At 57.2% G+C, this 20,812-nt stretch carries 15 protein-coding genes and 1 riboswitch; of the genes, 11 read left to right on the forward strand and 4 right to left on the reverse strand.

The genetic code is table 11. From position 1 onward, the window contains the following. Window positions 1-63: 63 nt before the first annotated feature. Together ilvN and ilvI are read right to left on the reverse strand one after the other, a co-directional pair. Entirely contained in the window at window positions 64-555 is a 492-nt protein-coding gene (ilvN, locus tag AC2LB6_RS07895) for an acetolactate synthase small subunit (protein WP_003854770.1), read from the reverse strand. A gap of 2 nt (window positions 556-557) precedes the next feature. Beyond that, window positions 558-2,279: an acetolactate synthase 3 large subunit gene (gene ilvI / locus AC2LB6_RS07900; RefSeq protein WP_490093081.1), complete on the reverse strand. Its 1,722-nt coding sequence runs from the start codon at window positions 2,277-2,279 to the stop codon at window positions 558-560. A 730-nt stretch (window positions 2,280-3,009) separates the two neighbouring features. On the opposite strand from ilvI, the gene leuL reads away from it, so the two are divergent. The 5 genes from leuL (at window position 3,010) to leuD (ending at window position 7,859) form a co-directional block, all read left to right on the forward strand. After that, window positions 3,010-3,093, forward strand: a complete 84-nt coding sequence (gene leuL, locus AC2LB6_RS07905; RefSeq protein WP_099257765.1) for a leu operon leader peptide — start codon at window positions 3,010-3,012, stop codon at window positions 3,091-3,093. An 89-nt stretch (window positions 3,094-3,182) separates the two neighbouring features. After that, on the forward strand, window positions 3,183-4,745 hold the full coding sequence (leuA, locus tag AC2LB6_RS07910) for a 2-isopropylmalate synthase (RefSeq protein WP_136196401.1): 1,563 nt from the start codon (window positions 3,183-3,185) through the stop codon (window positions 4,743-4,745). A 2-nt stretch (window positions 4,746-4,747) separates the two neighbouring features. Then, window positions 4,748-5,839, forward strand: a complete 1,092-nt coding sequence (leuB, locus tag AC2LB6_RS07915) for a 3-isopropylmalate dehydrogenase (protein ID WP_003854775.1) — start codon at window positions 4,748-4,750, stop codon at window positions 5,837-5,839. Between the two features lie 4 nt (window positions 5,840-5,843). Then, window positions 5,844-7,250, forward strand: a complete 1,407-nt coding sequence (gene leuC, locus AC2LB6_RS07920) for a 3-isopropylmalate dehydratase large subunit (RefSeq protein ID WP_490093082.1) — start codon at window positions 5,844-5,846, stop codon at window positions 7,248-7,250. 3 nt (window positions 7,251-7,253) lie between these two features. Continuing rightward, window positions 7,254-7,859, forward strand: a complete 606-nt coding sequence (gene leuD / locus AC2LB6_RS07925) for a 3-isopropylmalate dehydratase small subunit (RefSeq protein WP_490093083.1) — start codon at window positions 7,254-7,256, stop codon at window positions 7,857-7,859. A gap of 39 nt (window positions 7,860-7,898) precedes the next feature. Here the strand turns inward: leuD and AC2LB6_RS07930 are convergent, their stop codons facing one another. After that, window positions 7,899-9,077: an MFS transporter gene (locus tag AC2LB6_RS07930; protein WP_490093084.1), complete on the reverse strand. Its 1,179-nt coding sequence runs from the start codon at window positions 9,075-9,077 to the stop codon at window positions 7,899-7,901. A gap of 253 nt (window positions 9,078-9,330) precedes the next feature. Between AC2LB6_RS07930 and sgrR the strand changes: the two genes are divergently transcribed. From sgrR to thiQ, 4 genes are all read left to right on the forward strand, one after another. Next, the gene (sgrR, locus tag AC2LB6_RS07935) at window positions 9,331-10,992 is read left to right on the forward strand and encodes an HTH-type transcriptional regulator SgrR (protein WP_490093085.1); all 1,662 of its coding nucleotides are present in this window, start codon (window positions 9,331-9,333) and stop codon (window positions 10,990-10,992) included. A gap of 35 nt (window positions 10,993-11,027) precedes the next feature. Further along, a riboswitch (TPP riboswitch) is annotated at window positions 11,028-11,130 on the forward strand. A 46-nt stretch (window positions 11,131-11,176) separates the two neighbouring features. Beyond that, the gene (gene thiB / locus AC2LB6_RS07940) at window positions 11,177-12,163 is read left to right on the forward strand and encodes a thiamine ABC transporter substrate binding subunit (RefSeq protein WP_490093086.1); all 987 of its coding nucleotides are present in this window, start codon (window positions 11,177-11,179) and stop codon (window positions 12,161-12,163) included. Continuing rightward, window positions 12,139-13,746 (forward strand): thiamine/thiamine pyrophosphate ABC transporter permease ThiP, encoded by a 1,608-nt coding sequence (gene thiP, locus AC2LB6_RS07945; protein ID WP_490093087.1) that lies wholly within the window; start codon window positions 12,139-12,141, stop codon window positions 13,744-13,746. The genes thiB and thiP overlap by 25 nt, the downstream gene beginning before the upstream one ends. Next, window positions 13,733-14,434: a thiamine ABC transporter ATP-binding protein ThiQ gene (gene thiQ, locus AC2LB6_RS07950; protein ID WP_490093088.1), complete on the forward strand. Its 702-nt coding sequence runs from the start codon at window positions 13,733-13,735 to the stop codon at window positions 14,432-14,434. Before thiP ends, thiQ begins: the two co-directional genes overlap by 14 nt. A gap of 3 nt (window positions 14,435-14,437) precedes the next feature. Here thiQ and AC2LB6_RS07955 read toward each other — a convergent pair whose 3' ends face one another. Further along, window positions 14,438-15,202 (reverse strand): DedA family protein, encoded by a 765-nt coding sequence (locus AC2LB6_RS07955; RefSeq protein ID WP_490093089.1) that lies wholly within the window; start codon window positions 15,200-15,202, stop codon window positions 14,438-14,440. Between the two features lie 169 nt (window positions 15,203-15,371). Between AC2LB6_RS07955 and polB the strand changes: the two genes are divergently transcribed. After that, a complete protein-coding gene (gene polB, locus AC2LB6_RS07960; RefSeq protein WP_490093133.1) occupies window positions 15,372-17,732 on the forward strand; it encodes a DNA polymerase II in 2,361 nt (786 codons plus the stop codon). Between the two features lie 152 nt (window positions 17,733-17,884). Further along, the gene (rapA, locus tag AC2LB6_RS07965) at window positions 17,885-20,791 is read left to right on the forward strand and encodes an RNA polymerase-associated protein RapA (RefSeq protein ID WP_490093090.1); all 2,907 of its coding nucleotides are present in this window, start codon (window positions 17,885-17,887) and stop codon (window positions 20,789-20,791) included. The last annotated feature ends 21 nt before the right edge of the window (window positions 20,792-20,812 follow it).

Consider the following 20,812-nt stretch of genomic DNA (forward strand, 5'->3'; position numbering starts at 1 on the left):
TAAAAAATAAAAAAACCCGGCATTTCGCCGGGTTAGGTGAGGATTGATGATGCCGCAGCGTAATTAACGCATGATACGATCGCCCCGTGAAACACCCACGATACCGGAACGCGCCACTTCAACAATTTCCGCGACATCGCGGACGGTACTCAGGAAGGCGTCCAGTTTGTCGCTGGTGCCGGCCAGCTGAACCGTGTACAGCGTCGGAGTCACGTCGATGATCTGACCACGGAAGATCTCGGCGTTACGCTTCACCTCTTCGCGGCCATAACCGCTGGCCTGAATCTTCACCAGCATGATTTCGCGTTCAACATAGGCTCCCTGCCCCAGCTCGGTGACGCGCAGTACGTCCACCAGCTTGTGCAGCTGCTTTTCAATCTGCTCCAGCACTTTCTGATCGCCCACCGTCTGAATGGTCATCCGCGACAGCGTAGGATCGTCGGTCGGTGCCACGGTCAGGCTTTCAATGTTGTAGCCACGCTGTGAAAACAGGCCGACGACACGGGATAATGCGCCGGATTCGTTCTCCAGCAGAACTGATAAAATACGACGCATGATTATGTCCTCTCCGTTTTGCTCAACCACATCTCATCCATGCTGCCACCGCGAATCTGCATCGGGTAAACATGCTCGCTACCGTCAACGGTGACATCCACAAATACCAGACGCCCCTTAGCCAGGGTTTCCAGCGCCAGCGTCAGCTTCTCTTCCAGCTCAGCCGGATGCTCAATCGCGATCCCGACGTGACCGTAGGCTTCCGCCAGACGCACGAAGTCAGGCAGCGACTCCATATAAGACTGGGAGTGACGGCCGGAGTAAATCATATCCTGCCACTGCTTCACCATGCCCAGCACCCGGTTATTCAGGTTCAGCACCAGCACCGGCAGATCGTACTGCAGCGCGGTTGAAAGCTCCTGAATGTTCATCTGGATACTGCCATCGCCCGTTACGCAGATCACGGTCTCTTCCGGCAGCGCCATCTTCACGCCCAGCGCAGCAGGCAGGCCAAAGCCCATGGTGCCCAGGCCGCCAGAGTTGATCCAGCGGCGCGGTTTGTCGAAAGGATAATAAAGCGCAGCAAACATCTGGTGCTGACCCACATCTGACGTGACATAGGCATCGCCTTTGGTCAGACGGCTGATGGTTTCAATCACGGCCTGCGGTTTAATTTTGTCGCTGGTGCGATCAAATTCCAGGCAGTGACGACTGCGCCAGCCCTCAATCTCCTGCCACCAGTCGTGAAGGCTCTCAGTGCGCTGGCTTTCGCTTTGCGCCAGCAACTCCAGCATCTGCTGCAGCACCTGTTTCGCATCGCCCACGATCGGGATATCTGCCGCCACCGTCTTGGAAATAGAAGTAGGATCGATATCGATGTGCATCACCGTGGCATTGGGACAATATTTCGCCAGATTGTTGGTGGTGCGGTCATCAAAGCGAACGCCAATACCAAAAATCAGGTCGGTATTGTGCATCGTCATGTTGGCTTCATAGGTGCCGTGCATACCCAGCATACCCACGCACTGACGATGCGTCCCAGGGAACGCACCCAGGCCCATCAGCGAGGTCGTCACCGGAATATTCAGGCTTTCCGCCAGCTGTAACAGTTCCGCTTCGCAGCCTGCAGTAATGGCACCGCCACCGGCATAGATCACCGGCTTCTTAGCAGCCAGCAAGGTAGACAGTGCGCGCTTAATCTGCCCTTTGTGACCCTGAATGGTCGGGTTGTAAGAGCGCATGCTCACCGATTCCGGCCAGTGATAGGGCAGTTTGTTAGCCGGATTCAGAATATCTTTTGGCAGGTCGATCACCACCGGTCCCGGACGACCGGTTGAGGCAAGCCAGAACGCCTTTTTCAACACGGTTGGGATCTCTTCGGTGCTTTTCACCAGGAAGCTGTGCTTCACCACCGGACGAGAGATGCCGACCATGTCGCACTCCTGAAAGGCGTCATAGCCAATCAGCGACGAGGGAACCTGACCCGACAGAATCACCAGCGGAATCGAATCCATATAGGCGGTGGCGATACCGGTAATCGCATTGGTTGCACCGGGGCCTGAGGTGACCAGCACCACGCCGACTTCGCCAGTGGCGCGCGCCAGGCCGTCAGCCATATGCACTGCGCCCTGCTCATGGCGCACCAGAATGTGATCGATACCCCCGACGGTTTGCAGCGCATCATAGATATCTAAGACCGCGCCACCCGGATAACCGAACACCTGCTTAACGCCCTGATCGATTAACGAACGGACGACCATTTCGGCTCCTGACAACATCTCCATCTTCTGCCTCCAGGCTTGAGGACCCGGCTCTGTAAATACGCCCGTTTGTGCGTATCACGTTGCCCTGGTGCCTGCTTTGCCAATCAAAATCTTATGTTTATGCACGACAGCGGAAACATCAGCCGCTGTCCGGTTACAGAGAAATCTGTTGAGTTTATTTTTCTGAGAGTAGGTCGATTACCATAACCGCAGTTAACCGGGCAGGCAAACCGCAAACCCGCGTAAATTAAAAGGCAGGGACGTAAAGCCTCTGCCCGATAAGAATTGGCTGCGCGGATTAAACTAATTACGCGGCAGAACCGCAGAGGAAAATGCTGGGTATGAAATTATTTTCAGCGTGATCTAAGAAATAACGAAAACTTATTACCGGCTGTAATAGCCCACAATCGCCTGACGCTTTTATTTTCTGGCGTAATTAACCAGTAAATCACTAAAGCACATTGGATTATGCTAACCAGCAGGTGATAAATGCTGTGGCCGCGTAAAGCACCATGCAAATAAACACTTTAAAATTCAACTAAATAAACTCTAAACCACGCCCTAAAACCTTGCATTCCAGCGCTGATTGCGTTCGCAGTCAGGGTGGCGCTGTTCATTACGCTGCCTGACCTGTAAATAACAGAATATCTTCCTCTCGCACCCTTGAGAATACCCCTGCATTGAAGGTTGACATCCCTGAATGATTCCAGTACCAATATGTACAGCACAACATTTTATAAGGTTTGAATCCATGTTTCGTTCTGTTCGCCTTCTCGGTCTACTACTAAACGCACTCAGCTTGCGCGGTAGACTTGTGGGCGGAATCAAACACTGATTCAAACCTGCTGAAAGTTAAAAACCCGCGCCTGTCGCGGGTTTTTTTATGCTCGTTGCCAGGCCAGAAAAAGCATAAGGATGAATACGATGAGCCAGCAAGTCATTATTTTCGATACCACTCTGCGCGACGGTGAGCAGGCATTACAGGCCAGCCTGAGTGTGAAAGAAAAATTGCAGATTGCGTTAGCGCTGGAGCGCATGGGCGTGGATGTGATGGAAGTCGGTTTCCCGGTCTCCTCACCGGGCGACTTTGAGTCTGTGCAGACCATTGCGCGAACCATCAAAAACAGCCGGGTCTGCGGACTGGCACGCTGTGTAGAAAAAGATATCGACGCGGCCTACGAATCACTGCGCGTTGCCGAAGCCTTCCGTATTCATACCTTCATCGCTACCTCCCCGATGCACATCGCGACCAAACTGCGCAGCACGCTGCCGGAAGTGATTGAGCGTGCAGTGCATATGGTGAAACGTGCGCGTAACTACACCAGTGACGTTGAGTTCTCCTGTGAAGATGGCGGCCGTACTCCGATTGATGACCTGTGCCGTATGGTCGAAGCCACAATTAACGCCGGTGCGACCACCATCAACATCCCGGATACCGTTGGCTACACCCTGCCAGGCGAATATGCTCACATCATCAGTGAACTGATGAACCGCGTTCCTAACATCGATAAAGCGATTATCTCTGTGCATACCCACGATGACCTGGGAATGGCAACCGGTAATGCCCTGGCTGCCGTTCAGGCAGGCGCGCGTCAGGTTGAAGGCACGATGAATGGCCTGGGTGAACGTGCCGGTAACTGTGCGCTGGAAGAGGTGATCATGGCGATTAAAACCCGCCAGCAGATCATGAATGTGCACACCAATATCAATCATCAGGAAATCTACCGCACCAGCCAGATGGTCAGCCAGATCTGCAATATGCCGATCCCGGCTAACAAAGCGGTGGTTGGCTCCAACGCCTTTGCCCACTCCTCCGGTATTCATCAGGATGGCGTGCTGAAGAATCGCGAGAACTACGAAATCCTGACGCCGGAATCGATCGGTTTACACAAAATCCAGCTGAACCTGACCTCACGTTCAGGCCGTGCGGCGGTAAAACATCGCATGGAAGAGATGGGCTATGCCGAGCAGGATTACAATCTGGATACGCTGTATGACGCCTTCCTGAAGCTGGCCGACAAAAAAGGTCAGGTCTTCGATTACGACCTGGAAGCGCTGGCCTTCATCAACAAACAGAATGAAGAGCCGGAGCATTTCCAGCTGCACGAATTTAACGTCCAGACCGGTTCCAGCATGACTGCCACCGCCTCTGTTAATCTGGGTTGCGGCGATGTCGCTAAATCGGATGCTGCTACCGGCAACGGTCCGGTTGACGCAGTCTACCAGGCGATTAACCGCATCACCCAGTTTGACGCTGAACTGGTTAACTACAAACTGACCGCTAAAGGCCACGGCGAGAACGCGCTGGGTCAGGTCGATATCGTCGTGAGCTACAACGGCCGCAAATTCCACGGCATTGGTCTGGCGACGGATATTGTGGAGTCCTCCGCTAAAGCGATGGTCAACGCCCTGAACAATATCTGGCGTGCCCGTCAGGTTGAACAAGAATTGCAGCGCAAATTTAAAGATCAGAAGGAAACCGTATAACCATGTCCAGCTCATCTCATATCGCAGTTTTACCCGGTGACGGTATCGGCCCGGAAGTCATGGCACAGGCTATGAAAGTGCTGGATGCCATTCGTCAGCGCTTTGATATGCAGATCACCACCCAGGAATATGCGGTCGGCGGCATCGCTATCGATCAGCATGGCGAACCTCTGCCACCGGCTACGGTTGCAGGCTGCGAGCAGGCCGACGCGATCCTGTTTGGTTCCGTTGGCGGCCCGAAGTGGGAGCACTTACCACCCGCATCACAGCCGGAACGCGGTGCCCTTCTGCCGCTGCGCAAACATTTCAAGCTGTTCAGTAACCTGCGTCCGGCAGCGCTCTACAGCGGACTGGAAGCATTCTGCCCGCTGCGCGCCGACATCGCTGCCAAAGGCTTCGACATTCTGTGCGTGCGTGAACTGACCGGCGGCATCTATTTTGGCCAGCCGAAAGGACGCGAAGGCAGCGGCCCGGAAGAGCGTGCTTTTGATACCGAGGTCTATCACCGTTTCGAAATCGAGCGCATTGCCCGCATCGCGTTTGAATCGGCACGCAAACGTCGCAACAAAGTCACCTCGGTTGATAAAGCTAACGTGCTGCAGACTTCGGTGATGTGGCGTGAAATCGTCAACGAAGTGGCAAAAGAGTACCCGGACGTTCAGCTGAGCCACATTTATATCGACAACGCCACCATGCAGTTGATCAAAGACCCGTCACAGTTTGACGTGCTGCTCTGCTCCAACCTGTTTGGTGACATTCTCTCTGATGAGTGTGCCATGATCACCGGCTCGATGGGTATGCTGCCTTCCGCCAGCCTGAATGAAGCGGGCTTTGGCCTGTTCGAACCGGCGGGTGGTTCAGCGCCGGATATCGCCGGTCAGAATATTGCTAACCCGGTCGCGCAGATTCTGTCGCTGTCATTGCTGCTGCGTTACAGCCTGAATGCCGATGCCGCAGCAGACAGTATCGAACGCGCCATCAGTCGTGCGCTGGAACAGGGCTACCGCACCAAAGATTTAGCCGGTGATGGCCCAGCGGTCAGCACAGATGAGATGGGCAGCATCATTGCCCGCTTTATCGCCGAGGAAAAATAAAAAAATGAAAACCTTATACCAGAAGTTATTTGATGCACATGTCGTCCACGAAACGCCAGAAGAAACCCCGTTACTCTACATTGATCGCCACCTGATCCATGAAGTGACTTCACCACAGGCCTTTGATGGTCTGCGTGCGCACGGACGTAAAGTCCGTCAGCCAGGCAAAACCTTTGCCACCATGGACCACAACGTTTCTACGCAGACCAAAGACATCAATGCGTCGGGCGAGATGGCGCGTATTCAGATGCAGGAGCTGATGAAGAACTGTGCGGAGTTTGGCGTACAGCTCTATGACCTGAATCACCCGTTCCAGGGCATCGTCCACGTTATTGGCCCTGAGCAGGGCATGACGCTGCCGGGCATGACCATTGTGTGCGGCGACTCGCACACCGCGACGCACGGCGCCTTTGGCTCGCTGGCCTTTGGTATCGGCACCTCCGAAGTGGAACATGTGTTTGCCACTCAGACCCTGAAACAGGGTCGGGCGAAAACCATGAAGATTGAAGTGCTGGGCCAGGCATCCACCGGCATTACAGCAAAAGATATCGTGCTGGCGATCATCGGTAAAACCGGCAGCGCAGGCGGCACTGGCTATGTCGTTGAGTTCTGCGGCCCGGCCATTCAGGCGCTGAGCATGGAAGGTCGTATGACGCTGTGCAATATGGCGATTGAGATGGGGGCGAAAGCGGGCCTGGTGGCACCGGATGAGACCACCTTCAACTATCTGAAAGGTCGTCAGTTCTCGCCAGTGGGTGAGAAATGGGAGCAGGCAGTAGATTACTGGCGCACCCTGAAATCTGACGAAGGCGCGAAGTATGATGCGGTAGTCACGCTGCATGCTGAAGAGATTGCACCGCAGGTCACCTGGGGCACCAACCCGGGTCAGGTTATTGCCGTTGATCAGGTGATCCCGAATCCGGCCTCGTTTGCCGATCCGGTTGAGCGCGCCTCAGCGGAAAAAGCGCTGGCCTACATGAACCTGCAGCCGGGCATCAGACTGACCGATGTCGCGATTGATAAAGTGTTTATCGGCTCCTGCACCAACTCACGCATTGAAGATCTGCGTGCCGCCGCCGCCATCGCTAAAGGCCGCAAAGTCGCGCCTGGCGTGGTTGCCATGGTAGTGCCAGGTTCCGGCCCGGTAAAAGCGCAGGCTGAAGCGGAAGGTCTGGATAAAATCTTCCTGGAAGCGGGCTTTGAATGGCGTCTGCCGGGCTGCTCAATGTGTCTGGCGATGAACAATGACCGTCTGAATCCGGGCGAGCGTTGCGCATCTACCAGCAACCGTAACTTTGAAGGTCGCCAGGGCCGCGGTGGACGTACCCATCTGGTCAGCCCGGCGATGGCCGCGGCAGCTGCCGTGACCGGCCACTTTGCCGACATCCGTGAACTGACGACAGGAGCTTAAGTCATGGCGAATAAATTTACTCAGCACACCGGCATTGTTGCGCCGCTGGATGCCGCGAACGTCGATACGGACGCAATCATTCCCAAGCAGTTTTTGCAGAAGGTCACCCGCACCGGTTTCGGTCAGCACCTGTTCCATGACTGGCGCTTTGAAGATGACGCCGGTACGATGCCTACACCCGGTTTTGTGCTGAACAAGCCGGAGTTCAAAGGCACCAGCATCCTGCTGGCACGCGAGAACTTTGGCTGCGGCTCCTCACGTGAGCATGCCCCCTGGGCATTGACCGATTTCGGTTTTCACGTGGTGATTGCGCCAAGCTTCGCGGATATCTTTTATGGCAACAGCTTCAATAACCAGCTGCTGCCGGTTAAATTAAGCGAAGAGGAAGTGGATGAGTTGTTCAGACTGGTTGCAGCCCAGCCAGGCATCAGCTTCACGGTCGATCTGGAAGCGCAGACGGTCACCGCAGGCGATAAAGTCTATTCATTCGAGCTCGACAGCTTCCGCCGCCACTGCATGATTAACGGCCTCGACAGCATCGGCCTGACACTGCAGCACGAAGCCTCTATTTCGCAGTATGAGCAGAATCAGCCCGCCTTCCTGCGCTGATTGAGTTAAAGAAGGGCGACATTTCGTCGCCCTTCTTCTTTATACGTCGCGCACCCGCGCCGACATCACCAGCGCCACTATCGCCAGCCCGAATGCCAGCCAGTAAACTGCCTCATGCCCAAGCCGCTCACTCAGCGATCCCTGAATAACCCCCGCCAGAATCATGCCCGTTGAGATCGAATTGGTGAACATGGTGGTCGCCGCGCCGGGTCGTCCTGGCATCAGATCCTGGAACCACAGCATCCCTATACCAGCAATAATCCCGACAAATACCGCGTTAAACAGCTGTAACACCATCAGCGAGGTACGGGAATTGAACAGCACCAGCCCCAGATAAAACAGGACGCCCGCAGCCACCGCGATCAGCATTAACCGCCGCTTGCCAATGCGACGCGCGTAATGGCCCGCCAGCAGCATCACCGGGATTTCCAGCCCGGCCGCCGTTCCCATCAGCAGACCGGCCAGTTTCTCCGGTAGGCCCAGCGTGGTGCTGATATAGAGCGGCATATCAATGATATACATAGTGTTGCAGGTCCACATCGCCACCGAGGCGAGGAACAGCAAACGCACATCGCGATCGCGCCAGCCGCTCAACGGCAGCCCGCCGCTTTGCATCAGTGGCTGCGAACGTGGCACCGACGGCAGGGTAAACCAGACCAGCAGAATGCAGAGCAGAAACAGCACCGCGGCCACCATAAACAGCGTCACAAAGCCGTAGTTCAGCGCCAGCGCGAACGATAACGGCGGCCCGATCACCCACGCCAGCGACAGCTGCGCACGCATCACTGAACTGAACATCACCGCTTCACGCGCCGACTGATCAGCATACTCTCGTGCCAGCGCAAACAGCTGCGGCATAGAAACACTGGCCAGCGCTGACAGCAGCACACCCAGTGTCAGCAGAGTCAGATAGTCGCGGGTAAAGGCAAAAAGTAGCGCATTCACCAGCGCCATCAGGCAGCAAAAGAGAATGATATGACGACGATCGCCGACGCTGTCTGAGCGCTTTGCCACCAGCATACTCACCACGATACCGGCCACCGCATTGATGGTGAAAAACAGTCCGACCCAGAAGGGCCGCGCCTGCACCTCGCGCGTCAGAAACAGGCTGAGAGTCGGTGCCTGCAGAGCACCCGCGATGCCCAGCATGAACGAAGCGACCATAAAAGCGAGGTAAACCGGGTTGATGCGGCGCTGCCGCGTTAACAGCGATTTCATTCGAAATCCCTTACAGAACAAACAGAGGGGAAAAAAGAAGGGTAGACGATACCGCGCAACATGAAAAAAGCCAGCAGAGATCATCTGCTGGCGGTGTAAATGCACCCTACTCAGAAAAGCACTCCGCTGAACAGCGAAGTGAGGGTCGAACGCCATTCACTGCTGAATGCCTCCCGCTCTTCCCATAGCGTAAAGTTTGCTCTTAAAATGGGGCAGGAAAAACAGAGCGCTTTTCACAGGGAGTTCCCCTTTTATGTCCTCATCACGTCTGAAGCAGCAGTTCATTCGCCTGTGGCAGAGCTGTCAGGGCCAGACGCAGGAGATTACACTCAGCGAACTGGCTGATCTGCTGCACTGCTCGCGCCGCCATATGCGCAATCTGCTCAACCGGATGCAGGCCGCAGGCTGGCTGACCTGGCAGGCTGAAGCCGGACGCGGCAAGCGATCACAACTTACCTTCTGCTACACCGGCCTGGCCCTGCAGCAGCAACGTGCCGAGGATTTGCTGGAACAGGATCGCATCGATCAGCTGGTCCAGCTGGTAGGCGATAAAAACCAGGTGCGGCAGATGATCAGCGCGCACCTGGGGCGCAGTTTCCGGCAGGGCAAGCATATTCTGCGGGTGCTCTACTATCGTCCGCTGCTCAACCTTTTGCCCGGCTCGCCGCTGCGGCGCTCGGAAACCCACATTGCCCGACAGATTTTCAACGGTCTGACGCGGATAAATGAGGAAAACGGGGAAATCGAACCCGATATTGCGCACCACTGGCAACAGACGTCCCCACTTCACTGGCGCTTCTTCCTGCGTCCGGCGATTCGCTTCCATCACGGCAGAGAACTGGAGATGGAAGATGTGCTCGCCACGCTGGAGCGTCAGCGCCCCCATCCGCTCTTTTCTCATATTGCGCAGATCGACTCGCCTGCCCCCTGGACGCTGGATATCCGTTTAAGCCAGCCCGACGAGGGCTTGCCCTGGCTGCTGGGCAGCGTCAGTGCGATGATCCTGCCGCGCGAATGGCCGACGCTGCACGACTTTGCCCGCCAGCCAGTTGGCACCGGTCCTTACCGGGTGATCCGCAATCAGGAGAGCCAGCTGAAGATCGAAGCGTTTGATGACTACTTCGGTTTTCGCGCGCTGATTGATGATGTCTCTATCTGGGTACTGCCCGACATCAGCGATGAGCTGGTCTATGCGGGTGTCCGTCTGCAGGGCGACAGCACCGATGAAGTTCAGGAGGAGAGCCGCCTTGAAGAGGGCTGCTACTTTCTGCTGTTTGACCAGCGTTCAGAGCAGGGCCGCAACGAAGCGGTCCGGCGCTGGGTCAGCTACCTGTTTAACCCCATCGCCCTGCTCAATCACGCGGGTGTGGGCTATCAGCGCTACTGGTTCCCGGCGTATGGTCTGCTGCCACGCTGGCATCATCGCCGTGACCTGACGCCAGTAGAAAAACCGCCCGGCTTAACGCATCTGACGCTGACCTGGTACAGCCAGCACGTGGAGCATGAAGGCATCGCTAATGCGCTGCGTCCGCTGCTGGCAGAGCATGGCGTCACGCTGGAGACCCGTGAGATCAGCTACGAAAGCTGGTATCAGGGCGAAACGGAGAGTGATATCTGGCTGGGAAGCGTGAACTTTACCCTGCCGCTGAATTATTCGCTGTTCGCGCAGCTTTATGAGATCCCGCTGCTGCATCACTGCCTGGCGATCGACTGGCACGGCGATGCGGCCCGCTGGCGCGAGAAAGCGCTGCCGCTGGCCGAATGGAGCAAACAGCTGGTCGACGAAGCCGGTCTGCATCCGCTGTTTCATCACTGGCTGTTGCTTGAAGGTCAGCGCAGCATGCGCGGCGTCCGGATGAATACGCTGGGCTGGTTTGATTTTAAATCCGCCTGGTTCGCGCCACCCGCGCTGTGAGGCTTTCGCCCCGGCGCTGAAATGACTAGAATGTGACGTTCTCAACGGGGTGCGGCCTGCCATAAGCAAGTCGCTGAGAGAGACCCGTCGAACCTGATTCGGTTAATACCGACGTAGGGATTTGAGAGGCCTCTGTGCTCAGATCCTTTGCGACTCATCCCCTATTCTCCTGAAGGAGCGCAAAGTGTTAAACAAAGTTCTGCCGGTGCTGCTGTTACTCTCCGCCCCCGTTCTGGCGGCCAGGCCGGTTCTCACGGTCTACACCTACAACTCCTTCTCTGCCGACTGGGGCCCTGGCCCGGCGGTTAAAAAAGCCTTTGAAGCACAGTGCAACTGCGAGCTGAAATTCGTCACGCTGGAAGATGGCGTGTCGCTGCTGAACCGCGTGCGGATGGAAGGCAAAAACAGTAAAGCCGATGTGGTGCTGGGGCTGGATAACAATCTGGTGCAGGCCGCGCAGAAAACAGGTCTGTTTGCCGAAAGTCAGGTCGATACCTCGACATTAAAACTGCCTGATGGCTGGCACAACACCACCTTCGTGCCATTCGATTATGGCTACTTCGCGTTTGTCTATGACAAAACCCGCCTGAAAAATCCGCCAAAAAGCCTGAAAGAGCTGGTCGATAGTCCGGAGAAGTGGCGGGTGATCTACGAAGATCCTCGTACCAGCACTCCCGGCTTAGGTCTGCTGCTCTGGATGCAGAAGGTCTATGGCGATCAGGCTCCGCAGGCGTGGCAAAAGCTGGCGCAGAAAACCGTGACGGTCACCAAAGGCTGGAGTGAAGCCTATGGCCTGTTCCTCAAGGGCGAAGGCGATCTGGTGCTGAGCTACACCACCTCTCCGGCTTACCACATCATCGAAGAGAAAAAAGAGAACTATGCCGCCGCGCCGTTTGCAGAGGGCCACTATCTGCAGGTTGAAGTTGCCGCGCAGTTAGCCAGCAGCAAACAGCCAGCGCTGGCACAGCAGTTTATGAAGTTTATGGTGTCACCCGACTTCCAGCGCACTATCCCGACCGGTAACTGGATGTACCCGGTAATCGACACGCCGCTGCCTGCCGGTTTTAGCGCGCTCACTGTGCCCGCCACCGCCCTGCAGTTCTCGCCGGAAGAGGTTGCCAGCCAGCGTTCAGGCTGGATCAGCCAGTGGCAACGCGCCGTCAGCCGCTGATGCCGCGCTGGCTTATCCCCGGTTCGCTCGCCACGCTGCTGTTAATCAGCGTGGCGCTGCTGGCCTTCGGTGCACTCTGGAGCGCCGCGCCAGAGAATGACTGGCGCAGCGTGCTGCAGGATGATTACCTGCATCACGTTATCGCCTTCTCTTTTGGTCAGGCGCTGCTCTCCGCGCTGTTGTCGCTGCTGCCGGCGATGCCGCTGGCGCGCGCGCTCTATCGACGCCGTTTCCCTGGCCGTCAGCTGCTGCTGCGTCTGTGCGCCATGACCCTGGTACTGCCGGTGCTGGTGGCGGTATTTGGTCTGCTCACCGTCTATGGTCGTGTCGGCTGGCTGGCGCAGCTGTGCCAGCTGGCAGGAATTGATTACCACTTCTCTCCCTACGGTCTGCCGGGCATTTTGCTGGCGCACGTCTTCTTTAACCTGCCGCTGGCGACCCGCCTGATGCTGCAGGCGCTGGAGAGCATTCCGGCGGAACAGCGTCAGCTGGCGGCACAGCTCGACCTGCGCGGCTGGCACCATTTTCGTCTGCTGGAGTGGCCATGGCTGCGGCGTCAGTTGCTGCCGACAGGCGCGCTGATCTTTATGCTCTGTTTCGCCAGCTTTGCCACTGTGCTGTCGCTGGGCGGCGGGCCGCAGGCCACCACCATTGAGCTGGCGATATTCCAGGCGCTGAATTATGACTACGATCCCGGACGCGCAGCGCTGCTGGCGCTGATCCAGCTCGGCTGCTGTCTGACGCTGGTACTGCTCAGCCAGCGCTTCAGCAAGGCGATTCCCGCCGGAACCAGCCAGCTGAATGGCTGGCGTGATCCGCAGGATTCACGCGGGGCACAGCTGGTCGATGCGCTGCTGATTCTGCTGGCGCTGATTCTGCTGCTGCCCCCGCTGGCGGCAGTCATCGTCGATGGTCTGCATGGCGGACTGCGCGGCGCGCTGGCGCAGCCTGCACTGTGGCTGGCTACCTTTACTTCACTGCGCATCGCCATTGGTGCCGGTCTGATCTGTGTGGTGCTGACCATGATGCTGCTGTGGAGCAGTCGCGAGCTGCGTCTGCGTCAGCGTCCTGCGGCGGCACAGTTAATTGACACCAGCGGCATGCTGATTCTGGCGATGCCAGGCATTGTGCTCGCCACCGGCTTTTTCCTGCTGTTCAATGCCACCATCGGTCTGCCCGATTCGGCTGAGGGGCTGGTGATCTTTACCAATGCGCTGATCGCCATTCCCTATGCGCTGAAAGTGCTGGAAAACCCGATGCGGGATGTCGCAGAGCGCTATGGCAGACTCTGCGATTCACTGGATATCCACGGCTGGAACCGGCTGCGGCTGATCGAGCTGCGGGCGCTGAAACGTCCGCTTGCCCAGGCTCTCGCCTTTGCCTGCGTGCTGTCGATTGGTGATTTCGGCGTGGTGGCGCTGTTTGGCAATGCCGACTTCCGCACCCTGCCGTTCTACCTTTATCAGCAGATTGGCGCCTATCGCGGCGCAGATGGGGCGGTTACCGCCCTGCTGCTGCTGCTGCTCTGCTTATTACTGTTCACGCTAATGGAAAAATTACCAGGCCGCTATGCTGACACTTGATAACCTCACTTACCTGTATCAGCATCTGCCGATGCGTTTCAGTCTCACTGCCACGCGCGGCGAGCGCATCGCGATCCTCGGACCCAGCGGGGCCGGAAAAAGCACCCTACTGAGCCTGATCGCCGGTTTCCTGCCGGTGAAACAGGGCACCCTGTTGATTGACGGCCAGGAACACACCCACAGCGTCCCGGCCAGCCGACCGGTATCGATGCTGTTTCAGGAGAACAACCTGTTTCCGCACCTCAGCGTGCAGCAGAACATGGCGCTGGGGCTGCATCCGGGATTAAAACTCAGCGCTGAGCAGCGTCAGCAACTGGCCGCGCTGGCCGATCAGGTGGGATTAGGCGATTTGCTGACCCGTCTGCCGGGCGAGCTGTCGGGCGGACAGCGACAGCGCGTGGCGCTGGCACGCTGTCTGCTGCGTGACCGGCCGGTGCTGCTGCTGGATGAGCCTTTTTCTGCGCTGGATCCCGCGCTGCGCGGCGAGATGCTGCAACTGGTGCGTTCGGTATGCGAATCGCGCAGCATCACATTGCTGATGGTGTCGCACAGTCTGGAAGATGCACAGCAAATTGCGCCGCGCAGCGTGGTGATTGTGGATGGACGGGTTTACTGGGATGGCGAGACCCGACAGCTGCTGTCGGGTGAAACGCGGGAGGCCGACGTGCTCGGCATCCCGCGTCGTTAAGCGTCAGGCGAAGAAAACCTGCCACAGCAGATGACGGAAAATCGGCATCATTGGATGGAACTGAATGCCGACGAAAGCCGCGACGGCGATCACCAGCCCCAGAGGCCCTGCCCAGCGCAGGCGCTCAGGCGGCAGCCAGGCGGTGGCCCAGTCACGGCTCTTGCCGCTACGCCACCAGCGCCAGCATAACCAGCCACCCAGCCAGATCAACAGTGCTGCGCCGAGCAACAGCCATTTAAAGCTGCCGCCCTGTGCGGCTTTGGGCACATCGATCGCCACACCCGCCAGAATTCCAGGCAGCAGATAGAGCGGCGGCCAGAGAATACAGCCGATAATGTTCGGCGGCAGGAACTTACGCACCGGCAGCTCCAGCATCCCGGCCGCCAGCGGGATCAGCGGACGCGTAGGACCCACAAAGCGCCCGACCAGAATAGTAAACATGCTGTGCTGATGCAGAGCGTGCTCAGTTTTATCCAGCAGGCCTTTGTACTTTTGCAGATACTTTGAGCGATGCAGCGGCCCCTGGAATTTCCAGCCAATGCCGTAGGAGACCCAGTCACCAATCAGGCAGCCCGCAAAGCCCGCCGCCCAGGCCGGGTAAAGGCCAAGCTCGCCACTCCCGATCAGCGCGCCGAGACTGGCCATCATCACTGTACCTGGCAGCAACAGCCCGACCAGCGCCAGCGACTCCAGAAACGTCACCAGCGCAACGGCAAACAGCGCCCATTCCAGGGACTGAGTAATCAGTTGTTGAATCCAGGCTTCCATAATCATCCTAAGTAAAAGCAGAAGGCTGGATTGTCCAGAGCCAGCCACACAGCGTCAAGGCAAGAATTGTAGGACAATGTTGATAAAACGCAGCGGCGGGAACTGTATAAATATCCATGATATACTTAAGCGGTTTTCTCACCCCTGAATTGTTGAGTCCGGAGAACATCTGAATATGCCCCGCGCAGGTTTTCTGCTCACCCGCCACTGGCGCGACAGCCCGCATGGCACCGAAATTATCCTCTGGCTCGCCACTGATGCCGGCGCGCAGCGCGTGGTGCTACCGGTGCAGGAGTCGGTTGCGTTTATTCCGGAGGAATTTCAGGCGCAGGTCAGCGAATTACTCAAAGATGAACGTCAGTTTCGGATTCAGTCGCTGGCGCTGAAAGATTTCCGCCGCCGCCCGGTTTTTGGCCTCTACTGCCCGCAGAATCGTCAGCTACAGCGCATCGAAAAACGACTGCGCGAACAGGGTATTCCAGTCTATGAGGCGGATATCCGCCCGCCAGAGCGCTACCTGATGGAGCGTTTTATTACCGCACCAGTCTGGTTTGATGGCGAGCAGCGCGGCGACAGCGTGGTCAATGCGCGGCTCAAACCCCATCCCGACTATCGCCCGCCGCTGAAATGGGTTTCACTGGATATTGAAACTACGCAGCATGGCGAGCTTTACTGTATCGGGCTGGAGGGTTGCGGTCAGCGCCAGGTCTATATGCTCGGCCCCGCCAACGGTGATGCCAGTTCGCTGGATTTCGAGCTGATCTATCTCGATAGCCGGCCGCAGCTGCTTGAAGCGCTGAACCAGTGGTTTGCCGATCATGATCCGGATGTCTTAATTGGCTGGAACGTGGTGCAGTTTGATCTGCGAGTGCTGCAAAAGCATGCCGATCGCTACGGGATACCGCTGCGTCTTGGCCGCCAGCAGGCCGCCCTGGAGTGGCGTGAACATGGTTTCAAGCCCGGCATTTTTTTCGCTCAGGCCAGTGGCCGATTGATTATCGATGGCATCGACGCACTGAAGTCGGCGTTCTGGGATTTCCCGTCATTCAGCCTGGAGTCGGTGTCGCAACAGTTGCTGGGCGAAGGGAAAGCGATTGATAATCCCTGGCATCGCATGGAGGAGATCAACTGGCGCTTTGCCAACGATAAACCGGCGCTGGCACGCTACAATCTGAAAGACTGCGAGCTGGTGACGCGCATTTTTCACAAAACGGCGATTATGCCGTTTCTGCTGGAACGCGCGGCGGTCAATGGCCTGGCCGTCGATCGCCACGGCGGTTCGGTGGCGGCCTTTGGTCATCTTTATATTCCGCGGATGCATCGCGCCGGATTTGTCGCCCCGAACATGGGTGATGTCGCCCCTGAAGCAAGCCCGGGTGGTTATGTGATGGATTCGCGCCCCGGCCTGTATGACTCGGTGCTGGTGCTGGATTACAAAAGCCTCTATCCGTCCATTATCCGCACCTTCCTGATCGACCCAGTGGGTCTGGTAGAGGGTCTGGCTCATCCTGATGATGCCGATTCGGTCGAGGGTTTCCGCGAAGCGCGTTTCTCACGGCATACTCACTGTCTGCCCGCGATTGTTGAGCAGATCTGGCTGGGACGCGAAGCGGCGAAAAAGCAGAAAAACCAGCCGCTGTCTCAGGCGCTAAAGATCATCATGAACGCTTTTTACGGCGTGCTGGGCACCAGCGCCTGCCGTTTCTTTGATCCGCGCCTCGCCTCCTCTATTACACTGCGCGGTCACGCCATCATGCAGCAGACGCGCGCGCTGATCGAGGCGGAAGGCTATGACGTCATCTATGGCGATACCGACTCCACCTTTGTCTGGCTGAAGTCTGCCCACAGCGAAGAGCAGGCTGCCGCGATTGGTCAGCAGCTAGTGCAGAAAGTGAATGCCTGGTGGCGAGACCACCTGCAGCAGACTCATGGGCTGACCAGCGCACTGGAACTGGAGTATGAAAGCCACTTCTGCCGTTTTCTGATGCCGACCATTCGCGGCGCGGAACAGGGCAGCAAGAAACGCTACGCCGGGCTGATTCGTGAAGCCGCCGGTGAACGCATGGTCTTCAAGGGGCTGGAGTCGGTGCGAACCGACTGGACGCCGCTGGCCCAAGCGTTTCAGCAGCAGCTCTATCACCGTATCTTCCATCGTGAGCCGTGGCAGGATTACATCCGCACCACTGTGGCGCAGCTGCTGGCCGGTGAACTCGACGATCAGCTAATCTACAAAAAGCGTCTGCGACGTCCGTTGAAAGAATATGAACGAAACGTGCCGCCGCACGTGCGCGCCGCCCGGCTGGCCGATGAGCAGAATCGTAAATTAAACCGGCCATTGCAGTATCAGAATGGTGGCCGGATTCGTTACGTCATTGCCACGGCAGGCCCCGAGCCACTGGAGGCGCGCAGCACGCCGCTGGACTATGACCACTACGTGACAAAGCAACTGCAGCCGGTCGCAGAGGGGATTCTGCCCTTTGTCGAAGGGGACTTTGCTACACTTATTACCGGACAGCTGGGGCTTTTTTGACAGGTGACGAACGCCCTGCCATCCAGTACCATAGCGCCCTTCCTGAAACTCACCGCTCTTGAGTAAGCTCCAGACCTTGTTGTCTGGCAGTAACGCTATTGCCTGAGCTTTGGGAACACCTCTAAAAACGTTAAAATTCGAGCAAAAAATATATGGTTTTTACATTAGGTCAGCGCTGGATTAGTGATACGGAAAGTGAACTGGGACTGGGCACCGTAGTGGCGATCGATACCCGCATGATCACCCTGCTGTTTCCGGCCACGGGGGAAAACCGCCTCTACGCCCGCAACGATTCGCCGGTTACCCGCGTCATCTTTAATCCGGGTGATACCATCACCAGCCACGAAGGCTGGCAGATGCGCGTCGATGAAGTACGCAACGAAAATGACCTGATGACCTATATCGGTACCCGTCTGGATACCGAAGAAAGCGAAGTGATGCTGCGCGAAGTCATGCTCGACAGTAAGCTGGTGTTCAGTAAGCCGCAGGATCGCCTGTTTGCCGGCCAGCTCGACCGGATGGATCGTTTTGCCCTGCGCTTCCGCGCCCGTAAATATCAGAGTGAGCAATACCGCCTGCCGATCAGCGGCTTACGCGGTATGCGCACCAACCTGATCCCTCACCAGCTGCATATCGCCCACGATGTGGGTCGCCGCCATGCGCCGCGCGTGCTGCTGGCCGATGAAGTTGGCCTGGGTAAAACCATTGAAGCCGGGATGATCATCCAGCAGCAGTTGCTGGCTGGCCGTGCCGATCGCGTCCTGATCGTGGTGCCAGAAACCCTGCAGCACCAGTGGCTGGTCGAGATGCTGCGTCGCTTCAACCTGCGCTTTGCGCTGTTTGATGACGACCGTTATACCGAAGCGCAGCACGACAGTGATAACCCGTTTGAAACGGAGCAGCTGATTATCTGCTCGCTCGACTTCGTGCGCCGTAACAAGCAGCGTCTTGAGATGCTGGCCGATGCCGAATGGGATCTTCTGGTCGTCGATGAAGCGCACCATCTGGCCTGGTCAGAAGGTGAGCCAAGCCGTGAATATCAGGTTATCGAACAGCTGGCAGAGAAAACCGCCGGCGTTCTGCTGCTGACTGCGACGCCGGAACAGCTGGGCATGGAGAGTCATTTCGCCCGTCTGCGCCTGCTCGATCCAAACCGCTTCCATGATTTCGCGGCGTTTGTTGAAGAGCAGCAGCATTTCCGTCCGATCGCGGATGCCGTTACGGCGCTGCTGGCAGATAAAGCGATCTCCCAGGAGGAGATGAACCGGATAAACGATCTGGTCGGCGAGCAGGACATCGAGCCGCTGCTGCAGGTCGCCAACAGCGACCGTGAAGGCAAACTGGAAGCGCGTCAGGAACTCATCTCCATGCTGATGGATCGCCACGGCACCAGCCGCGTGCTGTTCCGTAACACCCGTAATGGGGTTAAAGGCTTCCCGAAACGCGAACTGCATCAAATCCGCCTGCCGCTGCCTGCGCAGTATCAGACGGCAATTAAAGTCTCCGGCATTATGGGCGCGCGCAAAAGCGCAGAAGAGCGGGCGCGGGACCTGCTCTATCCGGAGCAGATTTATCAGGAATTTGAAGGCGACAGCGGCACCTGGTGGAACTTCGATCCGCGCGTGGAATGGCTGATGGGCTATCTCACCACTAACCGTAAAGAGAAAGTGCTGGTGATCTGCGCCAAAGCGGCCACCGCACTGCAGCTGGAGCAGGTACTGCGCGAGCGTGAAGGTATTCGTGCAGCTGTGTTCCACGAAGGTTTGTCGATCATTGAACGTGACCGTGCTGCCGCCTGGTTCGCCTCAGAAGAGAATGGCGCGCAGGTGCTGTTGTGCTCCGAGATTGGTTCAGAAGGCCGTAACTTCCAGTTTGCCAGCCGTCTGGTGATGTTCGATCTGCCGTTTAACCCGGACCTGCTGGAGCAGCGTATCGGTCGTCTGGATCGTATCGGTCAGGCGCACGATATTCAGATTCTGGTGCCGTGGCTGGAGCAGACCGCACAGGCAGTGCTGTTGCGCTGGTATCACGAAGGGCTGGACGCGTTTGAACACACCTGTCCGACCGGCCGGACAATCTATGACAGCGTCCATTCGCAGCTGATCGGCTATCTGGCCGCACCAGAAAACAGCGAAGGCTTTGATGCGTTTATCACCGACTGCCGCAAACAGCATGACGCGCTGAAACTGCAGCTGGAGCAGGGTCGCGATCGTCTGCTGGAGCTGAACTCCAACGGCGGTGAATCGGCTCAGCTACTGGCTAATGCCATCAGCGAGCAGGATAACGACACCGGCCTGGTGAACTTCGCGCTCAATCTGTTTGATATCGTTGGTATCAATCAGGAAGATCGCAGCGATAATCTTATCGTGCTGACCCCTTCCGATCATATGCTGGTGCCTGATTTCCCTGGCCTGCCGGAGGATGGCTGTACCATTACCTTTAACCGCGATCAGGCGCTGTCACGCGAAGATACCCAGTTCATTACCTGGGAACATCCGCTGATTCGTAACGGTCTGGACCTGATTCTGTCGGGTGATACCGGCAGCAGCGCCCTGTCACTGCTGAAGAACAAGGCGCTGCCAGTCGGGACATTACTGGTTGAGTTGATCTATGTGGTTGAGGCGCAGGCACCGAAGCATCTGCAACTGACCCGCTTCCTGCCACCGACGCCAATTCGTCTGCTGATGGATACCAAAGGCACCAATCTGGCGGGCAAAGTGGAGTTCGAAAGCTTTAACCGCCAGTTGAACGCAGTAAACCGTCACACCGCCAGCAAACTGGTGAATGCGGTACAGCAGGATGTGCATGCGATTCTGACCCAGGGCGAACAGAGCGTCGTCAGCGAAGCGCGTGCGGTGATTGATGCGGCGCGTGCCGAAGCTAACGAGAAGCTGGGCGCTGAACTCTCGCGTCTCAACGCGCTGAAAGCCGTTAACCCGAACATCCGTGAAGATGAAATCGAAGCGCTGGAAAGCAATCGTGAACAGGTGCTGGAAAGTCTTGATGAGGCCAACTGGCGTCTCGATGCGCTGCGCCTGATTGTGGTGACACACCAGTAAGCTCAGGGGCCGCATGGCCCC

Source organism: Pantoea sp. RCC30.1 (assembly GCF_058148845.1).